15 protein-coding genes are annotated in these 16,943 nt (G+C 61.7%); 3 read left to right on the plus strand and 12 right to left on the minus strand.

All coding sequences use genetic code 11. The features are described from left to right. Positions 1-28: 28 nt before the first annotated feature. From Q0931_RS12755 to hemE, 7 genes are all read right to left on the minus strand, one after another. Positions 29-1,849 (minus strand): methyl-accepting chemotaxis protein, encoded by a 1,821-nt coding sequence (locus Q0931_RS12755; RefSeq protein WP_299260842.1) that lies wholly within the window; start codon positions 1,847-1,849, stop codon positions 29-31. A 389-nt stretch (positions 1,850-2,238) separates the two neighbouring features. Continuing rightward, a complete protein-coding gene (locus Q0931_RS12760) occupies positions 2,239-2,967 on the minus strand; it encodes an amino acid ABC transporter ATP-binding protein (protein ID WP_299261011.1) in 729 nt (242 codons plus the stop codon). 112 nt (positions 2,968-3,079) lie between these two features. Then, positions 3,080-4,195: an amino acid ABC transporter permease gene (locus Q0931_RS12765; RefSeq protein WP_299260844.1), complete on the minus strand. Its 1,116-nt coding sequence runs from the start codon at positions 4,193-4,195 to the stop codon at positions 3,080-3,082. Position 4,196: 1 nt separating this feature from the next. After that, entirely contained in the window at positions 4,197-5,390 is a 1,194-nt protein-coding gene (locus Q0931_RS12770) for an amino acid ABC transporter permease (protein ID WP_299260845.1), read from the minus strand. 92 nt (positions 5,391-5,482) lie between these two features. After that, positions 5,483-6,517 (minus strand): amino acid ABC transporter substrate-binding protein, encoded by a 1,035-nt coding sequence (locus Q0931_RS12775; RefSeq protein ID WP_299261013.1) that lies wholly within the window; start codon positions 6,515-6,517, stop codon positions 5,483-5,485. A gap of 253 nt (positions 6,518-6,770) precedes the next feature. Further along, the gene (locus Q0931_RS12780; protein WP_299260847.1) at positions 6,771-7,274 is read right to left on the minus strand and encodes a thiol-disulfide oxidoreductase DCC family protein; all 504 of its coding nucleotides are present in this window, start codon (positions 7,272-7,274) and stop codon (positions 6,771-6,773) included. Further along, on the minus strand, positions 7,243-8,307 hold the full coding sequence (gene hemE / locus Q0931_RS12785; protein ID WP_299260849.1) for a uroporphyrinogen decarboxylase: 1,065 nt from the start codon (positions 8,305-8,307) through the stop codon (positions 7,243-7,245). Before hemE ends, Q0931_RS12780 begins: the two co-directional genes overlap by 32 nt. 213 nt (positions 8,308-8,520) lie before the next feature. Between hemE and ribA the strand changes: the two genes are divergently transcribed. Continuing rightward, positions 8,521-9,153, plus strand: coding sequence for a GTP cyclohydrolase II (gene ribA, locus Q0931_RS12790; protein WP_299260851.1), 633 nt, complete (start codon positions 8,521-8,523; stop codon positions 9,151-9,153). A 50-nt stretch (positions 9,154-9,203) separates the two neighbouring features. On the opposite strand, the gene Q0931_RS12795 is transcribed toward ribA, so the two are convergent. Beyond that, the gene (locus Q0931_RS12795) at positions 9,204-10,469 is read right to left on the minus strand and encodes an MFS transporter (protein ID WP_299260853.1); all 1,266 of its coding nucleotides are present in this window, start codon (positions 10,467-10,469) and stop codon (positions 9,204-9,206) included. Between the two features lie 116 nt (positions 10,470-10,585). Between Q0931_RS12795 and Q0931_RS12800 the strand changes: the two genes are divergently transcribed. Next, on the plus strand, positions 10,586-11,077 hold the full coding sequence (locus tag Q0931_RS12800) for an acyl-CoA thioesterase (RefSeq protein WP_299260855.1): 492 nt from the start codon (positions 10,586-10,588) through the stop codon (positions 11,075-11,077). 35 nt (positions 11,078-11,112) lie between these two features. On the opposite strand, the gene djlA is transcribed toward Q0931_RS12800, so the two are convergent. The 4 genes from djlA to Q0931_RS12820 form a co-directional block, all read right to left on the minus strand. Continuing rightward, complete coding sequence (djlA, locus tag Q0931_RS12805; RefSeq protein WP_299260857.1) at positions 11,113-11,880, minus strand: co-chaperone DjlA; 768 nt, start codon at positions 11,878-11,880, stop codon at positions 11,113-11,115. Positions 11,881-11,926: 46 nt separating this feature from the next. Continuing rightward, positions 11,927-13,825, minus strand: a complete 1,899-nt coding sequence (gene dxs / locus Q0931_RS12810; RefSeq protein WP_299260859.1) for a 1-deoxy-D-xylulose-5-phosphate synthase — start codon at positions 13,823-13,825, stop codon at positions 11,927-11,929. 94 nt (positions 13,826-13,919) lie between these two features. Next, positions 13,920-14,819, minus strand: coding sequence for a (2E,6E)-farnesyl diphosphate synthase (ispA, locus tag Q0931_RS12815; protein ID WP_299260861.1), 900 nt, complete (start codon positions 14,817-14,819; stop codon positions 13,920-13,922). A gap of 10 nt (positions 14,820-14,829) precedes the next feature. Further along, positions 14,830-15,144, minus strand: coding sequence for an exodeoxyribonuclease VII small subunit (locus Q0931_RS12820; RefSeq protein ID WP_299260863.1), 315 nt, complete (start codon positions 15,142-15,144; stop codon positions 14,830-14,832). 385 nt (positions 15,145-15,529) lie between these two features. Between Q0931_RS12820 and serA the strand changes: the two genes are divergently transcribed. Then, entirely contained in the window at positions 15,530-16,777 is a 1,248-nt protein-coding gene (gene serA / locus Q0931_RS12825) for a phosphoglycerate dehydrogenase (RefSeq protein WP_299260865.1), read from the plus strand. The last annotated feature ends 166 nt before the right edge of the window (positions 16,778-16,943 follow it).

A 16,943-nucleotide genomic window follows, 5' to 3' on the forward strand; every position in this document is an offset into this window, starting at 1 on the left:
CCCCGCAGGGCCGTTTCATGTGAGGGCCTCAGGCGGGCGTACGCTCGCTGAGTCGGAACACGCCGATGATCTGCGACAGACGCTGCGCTTCCTGGGAGAGCGAATCCGAGGCGGCCGCGGACTCTTCTACCAGGGCCGCGTTCTCCTGGGTCATCTGATCCAGCTGGGTCACCGCCTGATTGACCTGGGAGATCCCGGTATTCTGTTCATTGGCAGCGGTAGTGACCTCGCTGATCAGGCCGTTGACCCGCTTGATCTGGCTGACGATATCCTCCATGCGTTCGCCGGCCCTTTGCACCAGCGCCTGGCCGTTGACGGTTTTGGTCACCGAGGCATCAATGAGCTGCTTGATGTCACGGGCCGCCTGGGTGCTGCGGTTGGCCAGGGTTCGGACCTCGGCGGCCACGACCGCAAACCCTCGACCCTGCTCGCCGGCACGCGCCGCTTCTACAGAGGCGTTGAGCGCCAGCAGGTTGGTCTGGAAGGCAATCGAATCAATCACCCCAATGATATTGGCAATCTCGCTGGATGAGGCGCTGATATCGCTCATGGTGCCGACCACCTCGGTCATCACCTGCCCGCCCTCTTCGGCCGCCTTTGTGGCCTGTGCGGTCAGCTGGGCGGCGTGGCGCGAGGATTCGGTAGAGTTGGCCACCGTACTGGTCAGCTGCTCCATGGCAGCGGCCGACTGCTCAAGGCTTGCCGCCGTCGTCTCGGTACGTCGTGACAGGTCCATGCTGCCGGTCGAGATCTCGGAAGACGCCATGCGCACGTTCTCGCTGCTGTCGCGCACATCGCTCATGACATGATCGATGCGCTCAACGAACCGGTTAAACGATGCTGCAATCTGGTTGACCTCATCATTGCGGGCCGACAGCGGCAGCCGCTGGCTCAAATCGCCCTCGCCTGCGCTGACATCCTGCATCGCATCGCGCACTTCATGCATGCGGCGGAAAATCGGCGTCAGCAGTGCCCAGATCACAAGGGCGGCAAGAATACCCACCACGATCAGGGCCACCACCGTGGTCTTGACCAGACTCACCATGCCGGCCATGGCCTCGCCACGATCCAGCGCCATGACCAGCGTCCAGTTGGTGCCTTCGATCGGCACCGCCGACAACATCACCTTCTGCCCACGCAGGGTGACATCACGTAGCGTGTTACTACCGGTCATCTGAGACAGTGCCGCGGGTGTCAGGCTGGCATCCAGCTCGGTGGCCGGCTTCAGGATCAATGACTTGTCGGCATGCGCAATCATGACGCCTTCATCGTTGACCATGAAAGCATGGCTGCGCGGCGTGGGATCAACGGCGTTGACGGTCTCGATGACGCTGTCCATGGCCACATCCGAGCTGATCACGCCAACCGTCTGGCCGTCACGTACGATGGGCGAGGCAAAGGAAACCACCAGCTTGCCGGAAGAGGCATCCAGGTAGGGCAGCGTGGCAATGGTGTGTCCGGCCGCAACGGCCTGCTGATACCAGGGGCGCTGGGTCGGCCTGTAGGTCGGCGGGATCTCCCAGGCCACGTCGCTGGTAATATAGCGATCGTCATTGAAGCCGGCGTAGACCGTGATCATGTCACCGGCATCAGCGGCCAGAATAAACCGCGACAGGGCATCCTCGGTCAGCGCCTGACGACCGGTCGCTTCCACCACGCCCTTTTTGGCATGGCTCCATTCACTGATGGCCATGGTATAGCCTTCAGCCACGGCGGCCTGGGAGTGGGTAATGGACTGGGTGTTGTATTGGCTGGTGACGTAGTAAGTGGCAATGCCGGTCAGCGTCAGTGCCATCAGCACGATCGCCAGACAGAACACCAGGATTCGGGTACGAATGGAAGTCAGCACGGGGGGCGTCTCTTGTCGTTGATGTAGACAGAACATCTGTCAGGTCATAACGGCGCCAGTGGCTTTCGGCTTGAATCCCGCCGGCGACTACTACGGGTATCGTATCAATGGCGACCCACACACCCGGGCCAACGAGAAAGCCCTGACACGGTGTTACCGTGACAGGGCCCTGATATGACTGCTTCGGAAAAAGTCTGGCGCCGCTGTTGCCAGGCGCCGCATGGAAAAGGCCCCTTGTTGCATGATGAATCAGGAAAACGTTCCTGATTAACGACGCCTGGAGGCCGGGGCTTGAGAAGATTGAAGACGCGCTGGTTAAAGGAATTAAAAAACCGACCGGGCACAGGGCTCGACCGGTCAGACAAGCGACAATCCCATGACAGTCGGAGCTAGTGCCCCAGAATCTGGCCGAGAAATTCGCGGGTACGCGACGAGCGCGGCTCGTTGAAGAAGGTCTCGGGCGGGGCAGATTCCACAATCTGTCCCTCATCCATGAAGATCACTCGATCCGCCACCGTTCGGGCAAAGCCCATTTCATGGGTTACACACAGCATGGTCATGCCCTCATGGGCCAGCTCGATCATGACGTCGAGCACCTCCTTGATCATCTCCGGGTCCAGTGCCGAGGTCGGCTCGTCAAAGAGCATCACCTCCGGGTGCATGCACAGCGCCCGCGCAATCGCCACACGCTGCTGCTGCCCACCGGAGAGCTGTCCCGGATACTTGTGCGCCTGGTTGGCGATGCGCACCCGTTCCAGATACTCCATCGCGCTTTTTTCGGCCTCGCGACGCGGCTTTTTCTGCACCCAGATGGGCGAGAGACAGCAGTTTTCCAGCACCGTGAGGTGCGGAAAGAGATTGAAGTGCTGAAAGACCATGCCGACATTGCGCCGGATCTGCTCGATACGTTTGACGTCGTTGGTCATGGGAATGCCACTGACCACGATCTCGCCCTGCTGGTGCGCCTCCAGATGGTTGATGCAGCGAATCAGGGTCGACTTGCCCGACCCCGACGGGCCGCAGATGACGATGCGCTCGCCGCGGGCCACGCTCAGATCGATATCACGCAGGACGTGAAAGTCCCCGTACCATTTGTTCAGGCGCGATATCGTCACCATGGGGGTGGCTTCCTCCGTGGCGGCCGGCCTGTGCTGGGTATCAATCATGATGAACACTCCGGTACACGGCGCTCATGGGCCGTGCTGATAGTCATTGTTGTTGGTACGGATATTAGTGCTGATGGCCGGTATCCAGACGCCGTTCGATGATCTGGCTATAGCGTGACATGCCAAAGCAGAAGACCCAGAACACCAGCGCCGCGAAGACATAGCCCTCGATGGCAAAGCCCAGCCAGTCGCTGTCGGTCAGCCCCGCCTGAATGATCGAAAGCACATCAAACAGGCCGATGATCAGTACCAGCGAGGTATCCTTGAACAGCGCAATGAACGTATTGACGATGCCCGGGATCACCAGTTTGAGCGCCTGGGGCAGAATGATCAGGCGCATGCGCAGCCAGTAGCCCAGCCCCAGTGCCGCGCCTGCCTCCCCCTGCCCCTTATCGATGGCCTGCAGTCCGCTGCGCACCACTTCCGCCATGTAGGCGCTCCAGAACAGCATGATGCCGATCAGCGCCCGCAACAGCTTGTCGAACTCCACATTGGCCGGCACGAACAGCGGCAGCATCACCGACGACATGAACAGCACCGTAATCAAGGGCACCCCGCGCCAGAACTCGATGAAGATGACGCAGATGGCGCGCACAAACGGCATCTTCGAGCGCCGCCCCAGTGCCAGCACAACCCCCAGCGGCAGCGAGCCCACAATGCCCACCGCCGCGATGGTCAGCGTCAGCATCAGCCCACCCCAGGCCCGGGTCGGCACGTGAGGCAATCCGAACATGCCACCCAGCAGCAGCACCCAGGCGATGATCGGCAGACCAATCAGGGCCATCAGCGCCGCCGTTTTCTTGCCCGGTAGACGCGGTATGACAAGCCAGGCAATCAGGGCGAAGAAAAGCCCCAGCACGATGTCCACCCGCCAGCGCTCGGCTGACGGATAAAAGCCATAGACAATCTGACTCCAGCGCGTGGAAATGAAGACCCAGCAGGCGCCGTCACTGGTGCAGTCGGCACGCGAGCTGCCCACCCAGTCAGCCTGGATCAGTGCCCAGTCAATGACCGGCCAGACCAGCCGCACGACGACCAGCAGCGTCACGATCGAGACCACGCTGTTGACTGGCCCCGAGAAAAGCCGCGTGCGCAGCCAGTGCACTACCCCACCCTGTGGCGTGGGTGGCGGGCGTGAGGCAATGAGCGTCTCGTCGGTATCATAAGCCGTGGTAGACATCTCAACGCTCCTTGAGCGACATGCGCGCGTTGTAGAGATTCATCAGTGCCGACACGACCAGCGAGATGCTCAAATACACCAGCATCGTCATGGTCATGACCTCAATGGCCTGACCGGTCTGATTGAGCGTGGTGCCGGCGAAGACCGCGACCAGGTCGGGATAGCCGATGGCCGTGGCCAGCGACGAGTTCTTGATCAGGTTGAGATACTGACTGGTCACCTGCGGCACCATCACCCGCATGGCCTGGGGAATGACGATGCGGCGCAGGGTCAGGCCTCCGGGCAGCGACAGCGAGCGCGCCGCCTCGGTCTGGCCATGCGGTACCGACTGAATGCCCGAGCGCACGATCTCGGCGATAAAGGCCGCGGTATAGATCGACAGCGCCACCCACAGCGCCACCAGCTCCGGCAGCACCTGCATGCCGCCGCGAAAATTGAAGCCTGAAAGTTCGGGCACCGACCACTCAAGCGGGGCACCGGAAACCCAGAACACCAGCAGCGGCAGACCAATCAGCATCGCAAGGCTCAACGGCAGCACCGGCCACTGTGCCCCTGTTGCCGCCTGACGCCGACGCGCGATGATCACCAGGGCCATCACACCCACCATCGCGGCCGCCAGCGCCAGCGGTGTCGCCATGAAACCGACCTGCGCCTCCGGCGCCGGCATGATCAGCCCGCGAACATTGAGAAAAAAGCTGTCAAACAGCGAGATACTCTGGCGCGGCGAAGGAAGCGCGCGCAGTACGGCGAAGTACCAAAACAGAATCTGCAACAGCAAGGGAATATTGCGAAAGATCTCGACATAGGCCCCGGCCAGCCGTGCCAGCAACCAGTTGGGGGAGAGCCGCGCCAGACCGACCAGAAAGCCGATGAGGGTGGCGGCGACAATACCAAGTGCAGACACCAGCAGCGTATTGGCAAGCCCGACCAGAAAGGTACGCCCGTAGGTGCTGGCGTTGCTGGAGTAGTCGATCAGGGTCTGAGCGATCGAAAATCCGGCCCGACGGTCAAGAAAATCAAACCCGGTGCGAATGCCCCGGGCGTCCAGATTCGCCATGGTGTTGTGGACCAGAAAACCGATAATGCCCAGTACCGCTGCCAGCAAAAGTCCCTGAAAAAACAGGGCCCGCGCCGTCGGGTCGCGCCACAGCGGCCCGCGAGCGCGACGGGGAATGGAAATGGAGGGACGCAACATGAACAGTATTCTCCGAAGGCATGATGGCCGGCTCTGTAACCGGCCCCGCGTCAAAGAGCAGCACGCGCCGATTGGCGCGCGTGACTAATGCTCTATCGCACCGGCATGCCGTATTGAAGCCCGCCATCGGTCCATAGCGCGTTTTCGCCCCGCTCCAGGGTCAGTGGCGAATCCATGCCAACATTGCGCTCAAAGATTTCGCTGTAGTTGCCGACCCTCTTGATGATGTTGTAGGCCCAGTCCCCGGACAGCCCCAGTTGCTCGCCAAAATTGCCGTCCTTGCCCAGCAGACGTGCATCGTCAGGGGTTTTGGGGCTGTCGCGCATCTCGTCGATGTTGCCGCTGTTGATACCGGACTCCTCGGCATTGAGCATGGCATAAAGGGTCCAGCGCACCACTTTCATCCACTGCTCATCGCCCTGGCGCACCACCGGGCCCAACGGCTCCTTGGAAATGCGCTCGGGCAGAATCACGGCGCTGTCCGGATCAGAAAGCTGTAGCCTCAGGGCGGCCAGTTGGGAGGAATCCGAGGTCAATACGTCACAGCGTCCGCTGTCGAAACCGGCCGCAGTCTGATCGGCCTCATCGAAACTGACCGCCTTGTAGGTCATGTCATTGGCACGGAAGTAGTCGGCCAGGTTGAGCTCTGTGGTGGTGCCGGCGGAGACACAGACCGAGGCCCCATCAAGCTCCTTGGCACTCGAGATGCCCAGATCCTTGCGCACCATCATGCCCTGGCCGTCATAAAACGTGACACCGGCAAAGGTCAGGCCCATTGAATTGTCGCGCGAGGCCGTCCAGGTGGTGTTGCGCGACAGCAGATCGACCTCGCCGGACTGCAGGGCAGTAAAGCGCTCCTTGGCCGTCAGCGATGCAAAGCTGACCTTGTCAGGGTCGCCGAACACGGCGGCGGCCACGGCTCGGCAGAAGTCCACATCAATACCCTGCCACTGCCCCTGGGCATTGGGGGAGGAAAAACCGGCCAGCCCATCACTGACCCCGCAGCGCAGTTGGCCACGGCTTTTGACCTCATCAAGTGTGGCACCATAAGAGGTCGATGGCCCCAGCGTGGCAAGCATTGCCACGCCTGCGGTGGCGGCCCATGCCCATGGGTTTTTTATTGTCATGTTCATTGCAACACTCCGGGTTGTTGAATGATGCGACGTGCTGGCGCCTGCCAGCGACGTCCATGACGTTATTGCAAGGAGTGTTCCAGAATGTAAAAAAACAGCGCCAGAGCACTGTTTTTAAAGAAAACATGAAGATCTTTTCAGACGTCAGGGCGCAAGGCAGTTGCCCGCAGCTCAGTGCGATTGTTCCAAAATGGCGCTGGCGCCCACGGCGTCGCACCATAATGATGCCGTATGGACACATCGCGTATCAGACATCGGCCAGCTCGGCCGGCAGGGAGAGATGATCACACTGGGCACGGGTCAGTGACTCGAGCTGTCGTGACTGAACGGCGCCACCCATGCCCGGGTCAGTGGCCAGCTTTTTACGATAGCGCCCGACCATCTTATAAAGACCGTCTCGCAGTGGTATTGGCAACCAGCGCAGACCGGCGGCCGCTGACCAGGGCGGCGTCAGCGACTGCGCCGTACGCCAGAGCCCGTCACTGTCGCGATAAAGGGCACCGTCACGGATCAGCCACATGCTGTCCAGATCATCGGCATCCTCGCCAAAGTGCGCGCCCAGCCGATGACCCAGCTCGGACTGCAGGGTCACAAGCCCCGTAACGGGCTGTGCCTCATGGGCCAGAATGGCATGCACCGAACGGCGACACAGCGGACAGTCACCGTCAAAGACCACCAGCTGACCCGGCCAGTCCGGATCAGAGGGTGGTGTCGCAGCACTATCCTTGATGGTATTGCGGACTGAGTTCATGTAACGCCTCGATAAAGACCTGCACGTTTTCGATCGGCGTGAACTGGGAGATGCCGTGGCCCAGATTGAACACGTGGCCATTGCCCGGGCCATAACTTTCCAGGATGCGTGCCACCTCATCACGAATAACCTGCGGTGACCCGAACAGCGCGGAAGGGTCGAGATTGCCCTGCAGCGCGACCTTATTCCCCACGCGGGCGCGGGCATCGCTCATCTCGGTGGTCCAGTCCAGTCCGACGCCGTCGGCACCGATGTCGGCGATGCTTTCGAGCCACTGACCGCCGTTTTTGGTAAAGACGATCACCGGCACGCGACGCCCGTCGTGCTCACGAATCAAACCGCGCACGATCTTCTCCATATAGGCCAGCGAAAAGGCCTTGTAGGCCGGCGTGGACAGCGCCCCGCCCCAGGTATCAAAGATCTGCACGGCCTGAGCACCGGCACGGATCTGGGCATTGAGATAGTCGGTCACGGCCGTGGCCAGCGTTTCCAGCAGCTGGTGCAGCGCGGCCGGGTCGCCGTAGAGCAGACCCTTGACGTGCCTGAAGTCCTTGCTGGGTCCGCCTTCCACCATGTAGGTGGCCAGCGTCCAGGGGCTGCCCGAAAAGCCGATCAGCGGCACGCGACCGTTGAGTTCGTGACGAATCGTCGAGACGGCGTTCATGACATAGTCAAGATCGCGCTCGGCATCGGGCGCTCTGAGGGCATTGATGGCTGCAGCGTCACGGACCGGACGCTTGAACATCGGCCCTTCGCCCTGCACAAAGTAAAGTCCCAGGTCCATCGCATCAGGAATGGTGAGAATGTCGGAAAACAGGATGGCCGCGTCCAGATCAAAGCGCTCCAGCGGCTGCAGGGTCACCTCACAGGCCATGTCGCGGTTGCGACACAGGTCCATGAAGCTGCCCGCCTGCTTTCGAACCCTGAGATATTCAGGCAGATAGCGGCCTGCCTGGCGCATCATCCAGACCGGCGTACGGTCAACGTCCTGCCGCGCCAGGGCGCGCAAAAAGCGATCATTTTCGAGAGTCATGCAGACAAGATCATCCGACAGAAAAATGTCGCTTCATTGTAGCTCAGACAGCCGTGCTGCAGGAGAGGCCATCATGGTGCAATATGTAGGGTCAGTTCCTTCTTTCGAGCATTACCCGGGCACCCTTGTGGGACATGTAGCTAAACGCCACCTGCGCTGCCAGGATAGCGTCTACAGTCGACAGGACGGCTTGCCAACAATATTGAGGTTACCGTGACGATCAGATTTATCGCCAGTTCGCGTCTCCCCATGCCCTGGGCCACGTTCACCATGCATGGCTTTGAAGATGACGAGACCGGCAAGGATCATGTTGTCCTGACGCTGGGCGATGTCGCCGATGGTGAGCCCGTGCTCGGTCGGGTGCACTCCGAGTGCCTGACCGGTGACGCGCTCTTTTCAATGCGCTGTGACTGCGGCTATCAGCTGCAGGTCGCGCTCAAGCGCATTGCCGAAGAGGGCCGCGGCGCCCTTTTGTACCTGCGTCAGGAAGGTCGTGGCATCGGCCTCATGAACAAGATTCGTGCCTACCATCTGCAGGACGGCGGTGCCGACACGGTCGAAGCCAACGAAGCGCTCGGTTTTGAAGCCGACATGCGGCGCTACGACATCTGCATCCCGATGCTTGAACAGCTCGGCATCTCCCGGCTGCGGCTGATGACCAACAACCCGCGCAAGGTGGTTGCCCTGCAAAAGGCGGGCATCGAAATCAGCGAGCGCGTACCGCTCACCACCGGCCTCAACGCCCACAACGAACAGTACCTGTCGACCAAGGCCGGCAAGCTGGGCCACATGATGGCGCTCGATGAGTTTGAAGCCGCCAGCGATGTCGACCGCGAGCATCCCTGAATCTGGCTTGTCATGTCCCGGGCGCCCTGTCGAGGCGCCCGGAAGATGCGTCAGTCGATATGGCGTGGATAATAGTGCGGATCAAAGCGCCAGCTCATCACCAGCATGGCGGCAAAAAGCACCGCCAGCGCCACCCAGGCAGTAGTAAAGCTTGAGAGCATATCGCGGGCCATGCCGGAAAGCAGCGTGGCTGCCCCCGCGATCAGATAGCCATGGCCCTGCACAAAAGCGGCCAGATCGCCCACGCGGGCAGGGTCACGGTGATGGTCCATCGGAACCAGCACCGACAGCGAAAAGAGCGCGCCGATGCCCAGTCCCAGCAGCGTGCCCCACAGCACGGCAAAGGCCACGCCGTCGGGTTTGAAACACAGTCCGATAAAGCCGATCAGGGACATTCCCACCGTCAGATACAGCGCCCGACGCCGGTCCAGGCTATAGCGCACCAGAAAGGGCGCGCCGACGCTGGCCACCACCTGCAAAAGCGTCACATACCCCAGCAATAGCCCGGCATCCCCGGCACTCCAGCCCAGTGCCAGATAGTAGGGCGGCAGCCACGCCATGACACAGGCGTAGCCGGCCGTACCGAAACCGAAAAAGAGCGCCAGTGTCCAGGCCCTGGGGATATGCGACAGCGGTGTGGCCTTTGATGAGCGCTCGCGCGGCACTGGTGTGAGCATCTGACTGCCCAGGCGATACCACAGCAAAAGCGCCACGGGTACCAGAATGGCCCAGCCGGCCAGCCCCAGACGCCAGCCCCCTATCGATGCAAACCAGGGCGCCAGGCCCGAGGCCAGCGCCCCGCCGCCGATGATCGCGCCGATATAAAGCCCGGTGGCGGTTTCGACCGTGTTGGGCAGCGTGACCTTGATCAACGCCGGCATCAGCGCCTGTATCAAGGCAATACCGGCGCCGATCGCGATCGCCGAGCCGGCCAGCAGCGTAAAGCTTTCGCCGAAAAGACGGAGCAGCGAGGCCAGTCCGATCAGGGTCAGTGAGCCCATGACGATCCGGTGGCGATTCCAGCGCCGAATCAGCTGCATGCCCTGAAAGCAGGCCAGGCCCATGGCCAGAAACGGCAGCGTGGTCAGCAGTGACGCCGTGGTGTAGCTCACCGATAGCTCCTGCTGGATTCGATCGAGAAGCGGCCCCACGGCGGCAATCGAGGGACGAAGATTGAGCCCGACCCACACGATCAGCACATACAGCCATAGATAGCGTGCGGTGGGTGACTCAACTCCTGCCTCGGTGACCTTCATGACACTCCCCGATGAATGAATGGCGAACGCTGCTGCCGGTATCGGCAGCGGCGAGGCCATGCTAGTCATCTCCGAACGAATTTGCCATGACGATAGCGCCCGCAGACCGGGACCGATGCGTTATGCTCGACGCCGCAAGCCTGACCACAACAACATGACGAAAAGCGAGAGAGGGAATGGACACAGCGCGCCACCAGATCACCATGACCGTATTGATGACCCCGGACATGGCCAACTTTTCCGGCAAGGTCCACGGCGGCACACTGCTGAAATATCTTGATGAGGTGGCCTACGCCTGCGCCAGCCGCTGGGCCGGTCACTACGTGGTCACGCTGTCGGTGGATCAGGTCATGTTTCGCCAGCCCATCCATGTCGGTGAACTGGTCACCTTTCTGGGCTCGGTCAACTATACCGGACGCTCCTCGATGGAGATCGGCATCAAGGTGATCGCCGAGGACATCCGCGCCGGCGTGGTCCGCCATACCAACAGCTGCTATTTCACCATGGTGGCGGTGGGCGATGACGGCAAATCGGTGGAAGTGCCTCAGCTGGCACCTGCCACGCCCGTTGAGCAACAGCGGTTCGAGTCAGGGCTCAGGCGTCGCGAACTGCGTCGTGAGATGGAGCAGCGCTTTAGCGAGATTCGACAGACCAAAAGCGCTCAATAGCCCCCCGACGGCGGCCGCCGGGGCTCGGGTCATGCTCAACCCTGTTCGCGCGCCTGCGTGATCCGCTCGTAGGCGTTGCTGATTTCGCTGGTGCGCTGCTCGGCCATGCGCCGCATGCTGTCGGGCATGCCCTTGCCGGCGAGCTTGTCGGGGTGGTTCTGGCTCATCAGCCTGCGGTAGGCGCGCTTGATCTCGGCGTCGGTGGCATCAGACGACACCCCCAGTACCCGATAGGCTTCTTCCAGCGGCTGGGCACTTTCCTGGGTGCCACCGGCATTGGCGGCCCCGTTGAGCATCGCTTCAAGACGCGAAAGCTCCTCCTGCGAGCAGCCCAGCCCTCTGGCCACGCGCATTAGCATGTCGCGCTCACTCTGCTCGACCTTGCCATCGGCGGCCAGCGCCACAAGCTGTACCTGGAAAAAGACCTGCAACAGGCCACGCTGTGCGCCGACAATCTGGCGCAGTCCGGCAAGCTCCGCCTCGAGATCAAAGCCCTTCTGCTGGCCACGCTCGAAATCGGCGCGTGCCTTTTCACGCTGTTCGCCGTTGAGATTGAGCCGATCAAACACGGCTTCGGCACTGCGGCGTTCATGTTCGGACACCTCGCCATCGGCCTGACTCATGGCCCCCATGACCGAGAAGGTGGCGGAGAGAAAACGGGTCTGCCGCTCGGCCAGCTTGCCGATCAGTTTGACACGCAGCCAGCGTACCAGCGCATAGCCCACAAGGGCCCCGATCAAAAGCCCGGGCAGCCGACCTATGGCATAGCCGATCATGGCGGCAATAAAAGTAACAATCAGCATGAGACGATTCTGTTTCCTGTTGTTTGAGAGAGTCGGCTTGAAAGAGTCAGCGACCCAGGCGACGGCGAATCGACGCCTCGATGCCCTCGGCATCCAGCCCGCACTCGGTCAGTAATTCACCTGGTGTGCCGTGCTCGATGAAGTGATCGGGGATGCCCAGATGCAAAAGGGAGGGCCGCATGCCGGAGGCCGCCAGCAGCTCGCCCACGCCACTGCCCGCCCCGCCGGCAATCACGTTCTCTTCAATCGTGACGATCAGACCGTGCTCCCCTGCTGCAGCCAGAATAGCCTCGCTGTCCAGTGGCTTCACAAAGCGCATGTCATAGACCGTGGCGTCCAGCCGCTCGGCCACCTCGAGCGCCGGTGTCAGCAGGCTGCCAAAAACCAGCAGCGCCACACCCTGCTCACCCTTTTGGCCTTCACGCCGCAGCTCGGCGCGGCCGATCTCGATGGGTTCGAGGCCCGGTTCAAAGGCGGTGCCCGGTCCGGTACCGCGCGGATAGCGCACCGCCGCCGGCCCTTCATACTGATAGGCCGTGGTCAGCATGCGATAGCACTCGCGCTCATCACTGGGCGCCATGACCACCATGCCCGGCACACAGCGCAGATAGGAGAGATCCAGCGTGCCGTGGTGGGTCGCGCCATCCTCACCGACCAGACCGGCCCGGTCGATGGCAAAGGTGACGTCCAGCCCCTGCACGGCGACATCGTGGACCAGCTGATCATAGCCGCGCTGCAGGAAGGTGGAGTAGATCGCCACCACCGGCTTGACGTCTTCGCAGGCCATGCCGGCGGCCAGCGTCACCGCATGCTGCTCGGCAATCGCCACATCGTAATAGCGCTCCGGATACTCCTTCGAGAAGCGAATCATGTCGGAGCCTTCGCGCATGGCCGGTGTGATGCCGACCAGACGCGCATCACGTTCGGCGGTATCGCACAGCCACTGGCCGAAAACATTGCAGAACTTGAACTTTTTCGGCGCGGGCACGGGCGGCGCCTCGGTCTTGTCTTTCTCGAGCTTGGTGATCGCGTGATAACCGATCGGGTCGCCTTCGGCCGGCTCGAAGCCCTTGCCCTTGCGGGTGACGATATGCAGAAACTGCGGCCCCTTGCGGTTTTTCAGCTCGCGCAGGGTGCGAATCAGCAATGGCAGATCGTGGCCGTCGATGGGACCGACGTAGTTAAACCCCATCTCTTCAAAGAGCGTGGCCGGCGTGAGCATGCCCTTGACGTGCTCCTCGGTGCGCCGGGCGATATCCAGCGCGCCGGGCAGATGCGACAGCACCCGCTTGCTGCCCTCACGCGCCGCCACATAGGGGCCGCTGTTGAGAATACGCGCCAGGTAGGTGGCCATGCCGCCGACGTTTTCCGAGATCGACATCTCGTTGTCATTGAGCACCACCAGCATGTTGGCATCGACATGACCGGCATGCGCCAGCGCCTCGAACGCCATGCCGGCCGTCAGGGCCCCGTCACCGATCACGGCACATACGCGCCGATTGTCACCGCGGGTGCGTGCCGCCAGCGCCATGCCCAGCGCTGCCGAAATGGAGGTGCTGGAATGTCCCACGCCAAAGGTGTCGTAGGGCGACTCCTCTCGACGCGGAAAGGCCGCCAGACCCTGATAGCGGCGCATGCTGTCCATTGACTCGCGCCGTCCGGTCAGAATCTTGTGAGGATAGGTCTGATGCCCCACGTCCCAGACCAGCCGGTCGTGGGGGGTGTTGTACTGTTGATGCAGTGCGATGGTCAGCTCGATGACCCCAAGGCCGGCGCCAAAGTGACCGCCCGTGCAGCCGACGCTGTAGAGCAGATAGGCCCTGAGCTCGTCGGCCAGACGCAAAAGCTGCTGCTCATCGAGACTGCGCAGATCCGAAGGCGCCTCAATACGATCCAGCAGCGGCGTGGCCGGTCTTGTAGTAGGTATATTGTCAAACAGCTTCATAGCGCCTCAATGGCCTGTCAGGGTCCTGTCCCTGGCCCTGTATTGCCCCGGGACATCAAAGGGTATCTTGTCCGGCACGCAGCCGGGAGTCGTCTCAGTGATCCCGCTCGATCATGTAGCGGGCAAGGGCTGCCAGCGTCTCGCCGCGCTCGCCCAACGGGGCCAGCGCCGCCAGCGCCTGGTCCAGCAGGTCGCGGGCCCGGAGACGGGCCTCTTCAAGACCCAGCAGCGCCGGATAGGTCGGCTTGTCACGCAGCGCATCAGCCCCCTGAGTCTTGCCCAGCACCTCGGTCGAGCCGGTCACATCCAGAATGTCGTCCTGAATCTGGAAGGCAAGCCCAATGGCCCTGGCGTATTCGCTCAGGGCCTTGAGATGCACCGGCTGCACGCTGGGAGCCGCCAGTGCCCCCAGCGACAGCGCCGCCTCGATCAGGGCGCCGGTCTTGTGATGATGAATGGCCATCAGCGCCTCAACGTCGAGCTGGCGACCCACGGCGTCCAGATCCAGCGCCTGCCCCCCGGCCATGCCGGCACGCCCGGCACAGCGGGCAAGCGTTGCGACCATCTCGGCCGCCCGCGGCTGTCCGGTATCGGCCAGCACCTCAAAGGCCAGCGTCTGCAGGGCATCACCGGCCAGCAGCGCCGTGGCCTCGTCAAAGGCGCGGTGGCAGGTGGGACGCCCGCGGCGCAGATCGTCATCATCCATGCAGGGCAGATCGTCATGAACGAGCGAGTAGGCATGGATCAGCTCAATAGCCACGGCCGGGGCATCCAGTAGCGCGTCATCTGCCTCCAGTGCCTGACCGGCGGCGTAGACCAGAATGGCACGCAACCGCTTGCCACCGCCCAGCACGCTGTAGCGCATGGCCTCTTCAAGCCGCCCGGCCTGCGCAGGCGCTGCGTTTTCCAGCACCGTGTCCAGCTGCATCTCGATCCGGTTGCGCAGCGTTGTCATCAGCGCTGCGACATTTAACCCCGCCGTATCCACAGTCATGTCTCACCCATCATGCGTCATTGCTCTCGTGCGAGTTGTCATCCAGCGGCGGCGCCTTCAGCGACCCATCGCCCTGCTCCAACAGCTGTTGTACCCGCAGTTCGGCCTGTTCAAGCCGCGCACGAGCGTCACGCACCAGCGCGATGCCTTGCTCGAAATCTTCGAGCGAGGCTTCAAGACTCAGATCCCCCGATTCCAGGCGTCTGACCAGATCTTCAAGCGCGGTCAGGGCACCGGCAAAATCGGACGGGGTTTGCGCCGCGGGCGTCGATGACGCCGCAGCAGCCTGATCATTTAAATGCGCGGACTCGGACCGTGGTGTCATGCGTCATCCTGTTAACGCCGGTACATGGCTTGAGATCAAGGCGCCGGCAATCATCAGGCGCCGACAACCTGCAAGTATACACATCCGTTAGGCTTTTGACGCCGCCCGACCCGCGTCTCAAGGCACGGTACAGACGTTTGTGAAAGGTGACCACATGCACCGAATTCATCCAGCAGACGCAGACGTTTCAATGTGCCGCGCACTGCAGGCCCATGCACCATGACCGGCGCCATGATAGGATAAGCGCCCCGCCGAGCCGGGCCATCCGGGCAGCCTCTCCCGCTGTTGTATCGATGCCCATACGGTTTCGGCCGATATCGGGCCGCGCCCGCTATCCCTACTTCTACTTTCCCTCAGGCCAGCCGATTAAAGGGTTGATGCGCACATGGCTAAAACGTCTCTGGACAAGAGCAAGATCAAGGTTCTGCTGCTCGAGGGCGTCCACCAGTCCGCCGTGGACAACTTTCAAAATGCCGGTTACAGCAATATCGAACGTCTGACGACGTCGCTGAGCGAAGAGGATCTGATTGAAAAGATCCGCGACGCCCATTTCATAGGTATTCGCTCGCGCACGCAATTGAACGAACGTGTGCTGGACGCCGCCGAGCGTCTGGTCGCCATCGGCTGTTTCTGCATTGGCACCAACCAGGTGGATCTGCCGGCAGCGCTCAAGCGTGGCATCCCGGTGTTCAACGCGCCCTACTCCAATACCCGCTCGGTAGCCGAACTGGTGCTGGCCGAGAGCATCATGATGCTGCGTGGCATCCCCGAGAAAAACGCCCGTGCCCATCAGGGCGGCTGGCTGAAGTCTGCCAACGACGCCTTCGAGGCCCGCGGCAAGACGCTGGGGATCGTCGGCTACGGCAGCATCGGCGCGCAGCTGTCGGTACTGGCCGAGTCGGTGGGCCTCAACGTTATCTATTACGACACCATTACCAAGCTGGGCATGGGTAATGCCCGGCAGGTCGGCAGCCTTCAGGAACTGATGGCGCGCGCTGACATCGTGACCCTGCATGTGCCGGAAACGCGCTCGACGACCTGGATGATCGGACGTGACGAACTGGCCCTGATGAAACAGGGCAGCTACCTGATCAACGCCTCGCGCGGCAAGGTTGTGGATATCGAGGCGCTGGCTGAAGTGCTGGAGTCCGGCAAGCTGCTGGGCGCGGCCATCGATGTCTTCCCGGTCGAGCCCAAGGGCAACGACGAGGAGTTTGTCTCGCCACTGCGCAAATTCAACAACGTCATCCTGACCCCGCACATCGGTGGTTCCACGGTCGAGGCGCAGGAGAACATCGGTGTTGAGGTCTCCGAGAAGCTGATCACCTTCTCCGATAACGGCACGACCATCACTTCGGTCAACTTTCCCGAAGTGGCCCTGCCGTCACACCCGGACAAGCACCGTCTACTGCACATTCACGCCAACGTGCCTGGCGTGCTCTCGGAGATCAACCACGTACTGGGCAACGAAGGCATCAACATTTCTGCCCAGTTCCTGCAGACCAATGAAGAGGTCGGCTACGTGGTCATCGATGTCGACAAGGCCTACGGTGAACAGGCGCTCAACGCTCTGCGTGAGGTCAACCATACCCTGCGTACGCGCGTGCTTTATTCCCAGACCGATAGTGAATAATTCGTGGCCAACCGGCCCGGAGGGAACAGTGCCATGAAGGATCCGCGGCTTTTAATCGTGATCGTGGCCGGCATCGTCCTGGTACTGTTTTTTGTCTTTGCCGCGCTGGCCTAGTGCCTGACAGGCAGGTCACCACGGGCCATCAGCGGGCGCGCTCTTCAAGAGG

It is taken from the genome of uncultured Kushneria sp. (assembly GCF_947497025.1).
Classification (GTDB): Bacteria; Pseudomonadota; Gammaproteobacteria; order Pseudomonadales; family Halomonadaceae; genus Kushneria.

Excerpts from the sequence above, each read along its gene's own strand:
- Q0931_RS12760 (WP_299261011.1), bottom strand. The coding sequence starts at position 2,967 with ATGGTGACGATATCGCGCCTGAACAAATGGTACGGGGACTTTCACGTC.
- Q0931_RS12765 (WP_299260844.1), bottom strand. The coding sequence starts at position 4,195 with ATGTCTACCACGGCTTATGATACCGACGAGACGCTCATTGCCTCACGC.
- Q0931_RS12770 (WP_299260845.1), bottom strand. The coding sequence starts at position 5,390 with ATGTTGCGTCCCTCCATTTCCATTCCCCGTCGCGCTCGCGGGCCGCTG.
- Q0931_RS12775 (WP_299261013.1), bottom strand. The coding sequence starts at position 6,517 with ATGACAATAAAAAACCCATGGGCATGGGCCGCCACCGCAGGCGTGGCA.
- Q0931_RS12780 (WP_299260847.1), bottom strand. The coding sequence starts at position 7,274 with ATGAACTCAGTCCGCAATACCATCAAGGATAGTGCTGCGACACCACCC.
- hemE (WP_299260849.1), bottom strand. The coding sequence starts at position 8,307 with ATGACTCTCGAAAATGATCGCTTTTTGCGCGCCCTGGCGCGGCAGGAC.
- Q0931_RS12795 (WP_299260853.1), bottom strand. The coding sequence starts at position 10,469 with ATGGCCTCGCCGCTGCCGATACCGGCAGCAGCGTTCGCCATTCATTCA.
- Q0931_RS12800 (WP_299260855.1), top strand. The coding sequence starts at position 10,586 with ATGGACACAGCGCGCCACCAGATCACCATGACCGTATTGATGACCCCG.
- djlA (WP_299260857.1), bottom strand. The coding sequence starts at position 11,880 with ATGCTGATTGTTACTTTTATTGCCGCCATGATCGGCTATGCCATAGGT.
- dxs (WP_299260859.1), bottom strand. The coding sequence starts at position 13,825 with ATGAAGCTGTTTGACAATATACCTACTACAAGACCGGCCACGCCGCTG.
- ispA (WP_299260861.1), bottom strand. The coding sequence starts at position 14,819 with ATGACTGTGGATACGGCGGGGTTAAATGTCGCAGCGCTGATGACAACG.
- Q0931_RS12820 (WP_299260863.1), bottom strand. The coding sequence starts at position 15,144 with ATGACACCACGGTCCGAGTCCGCGCATTTAAATGATCAGGCTGCTGCG.
- serA (WP_299260865.1), top strand. The coding sequence starts at position 15,530 with ATGGCTAAAACGTCTCTGGACAAGAGCAAGATCAAGGTTCTGCTGCTC.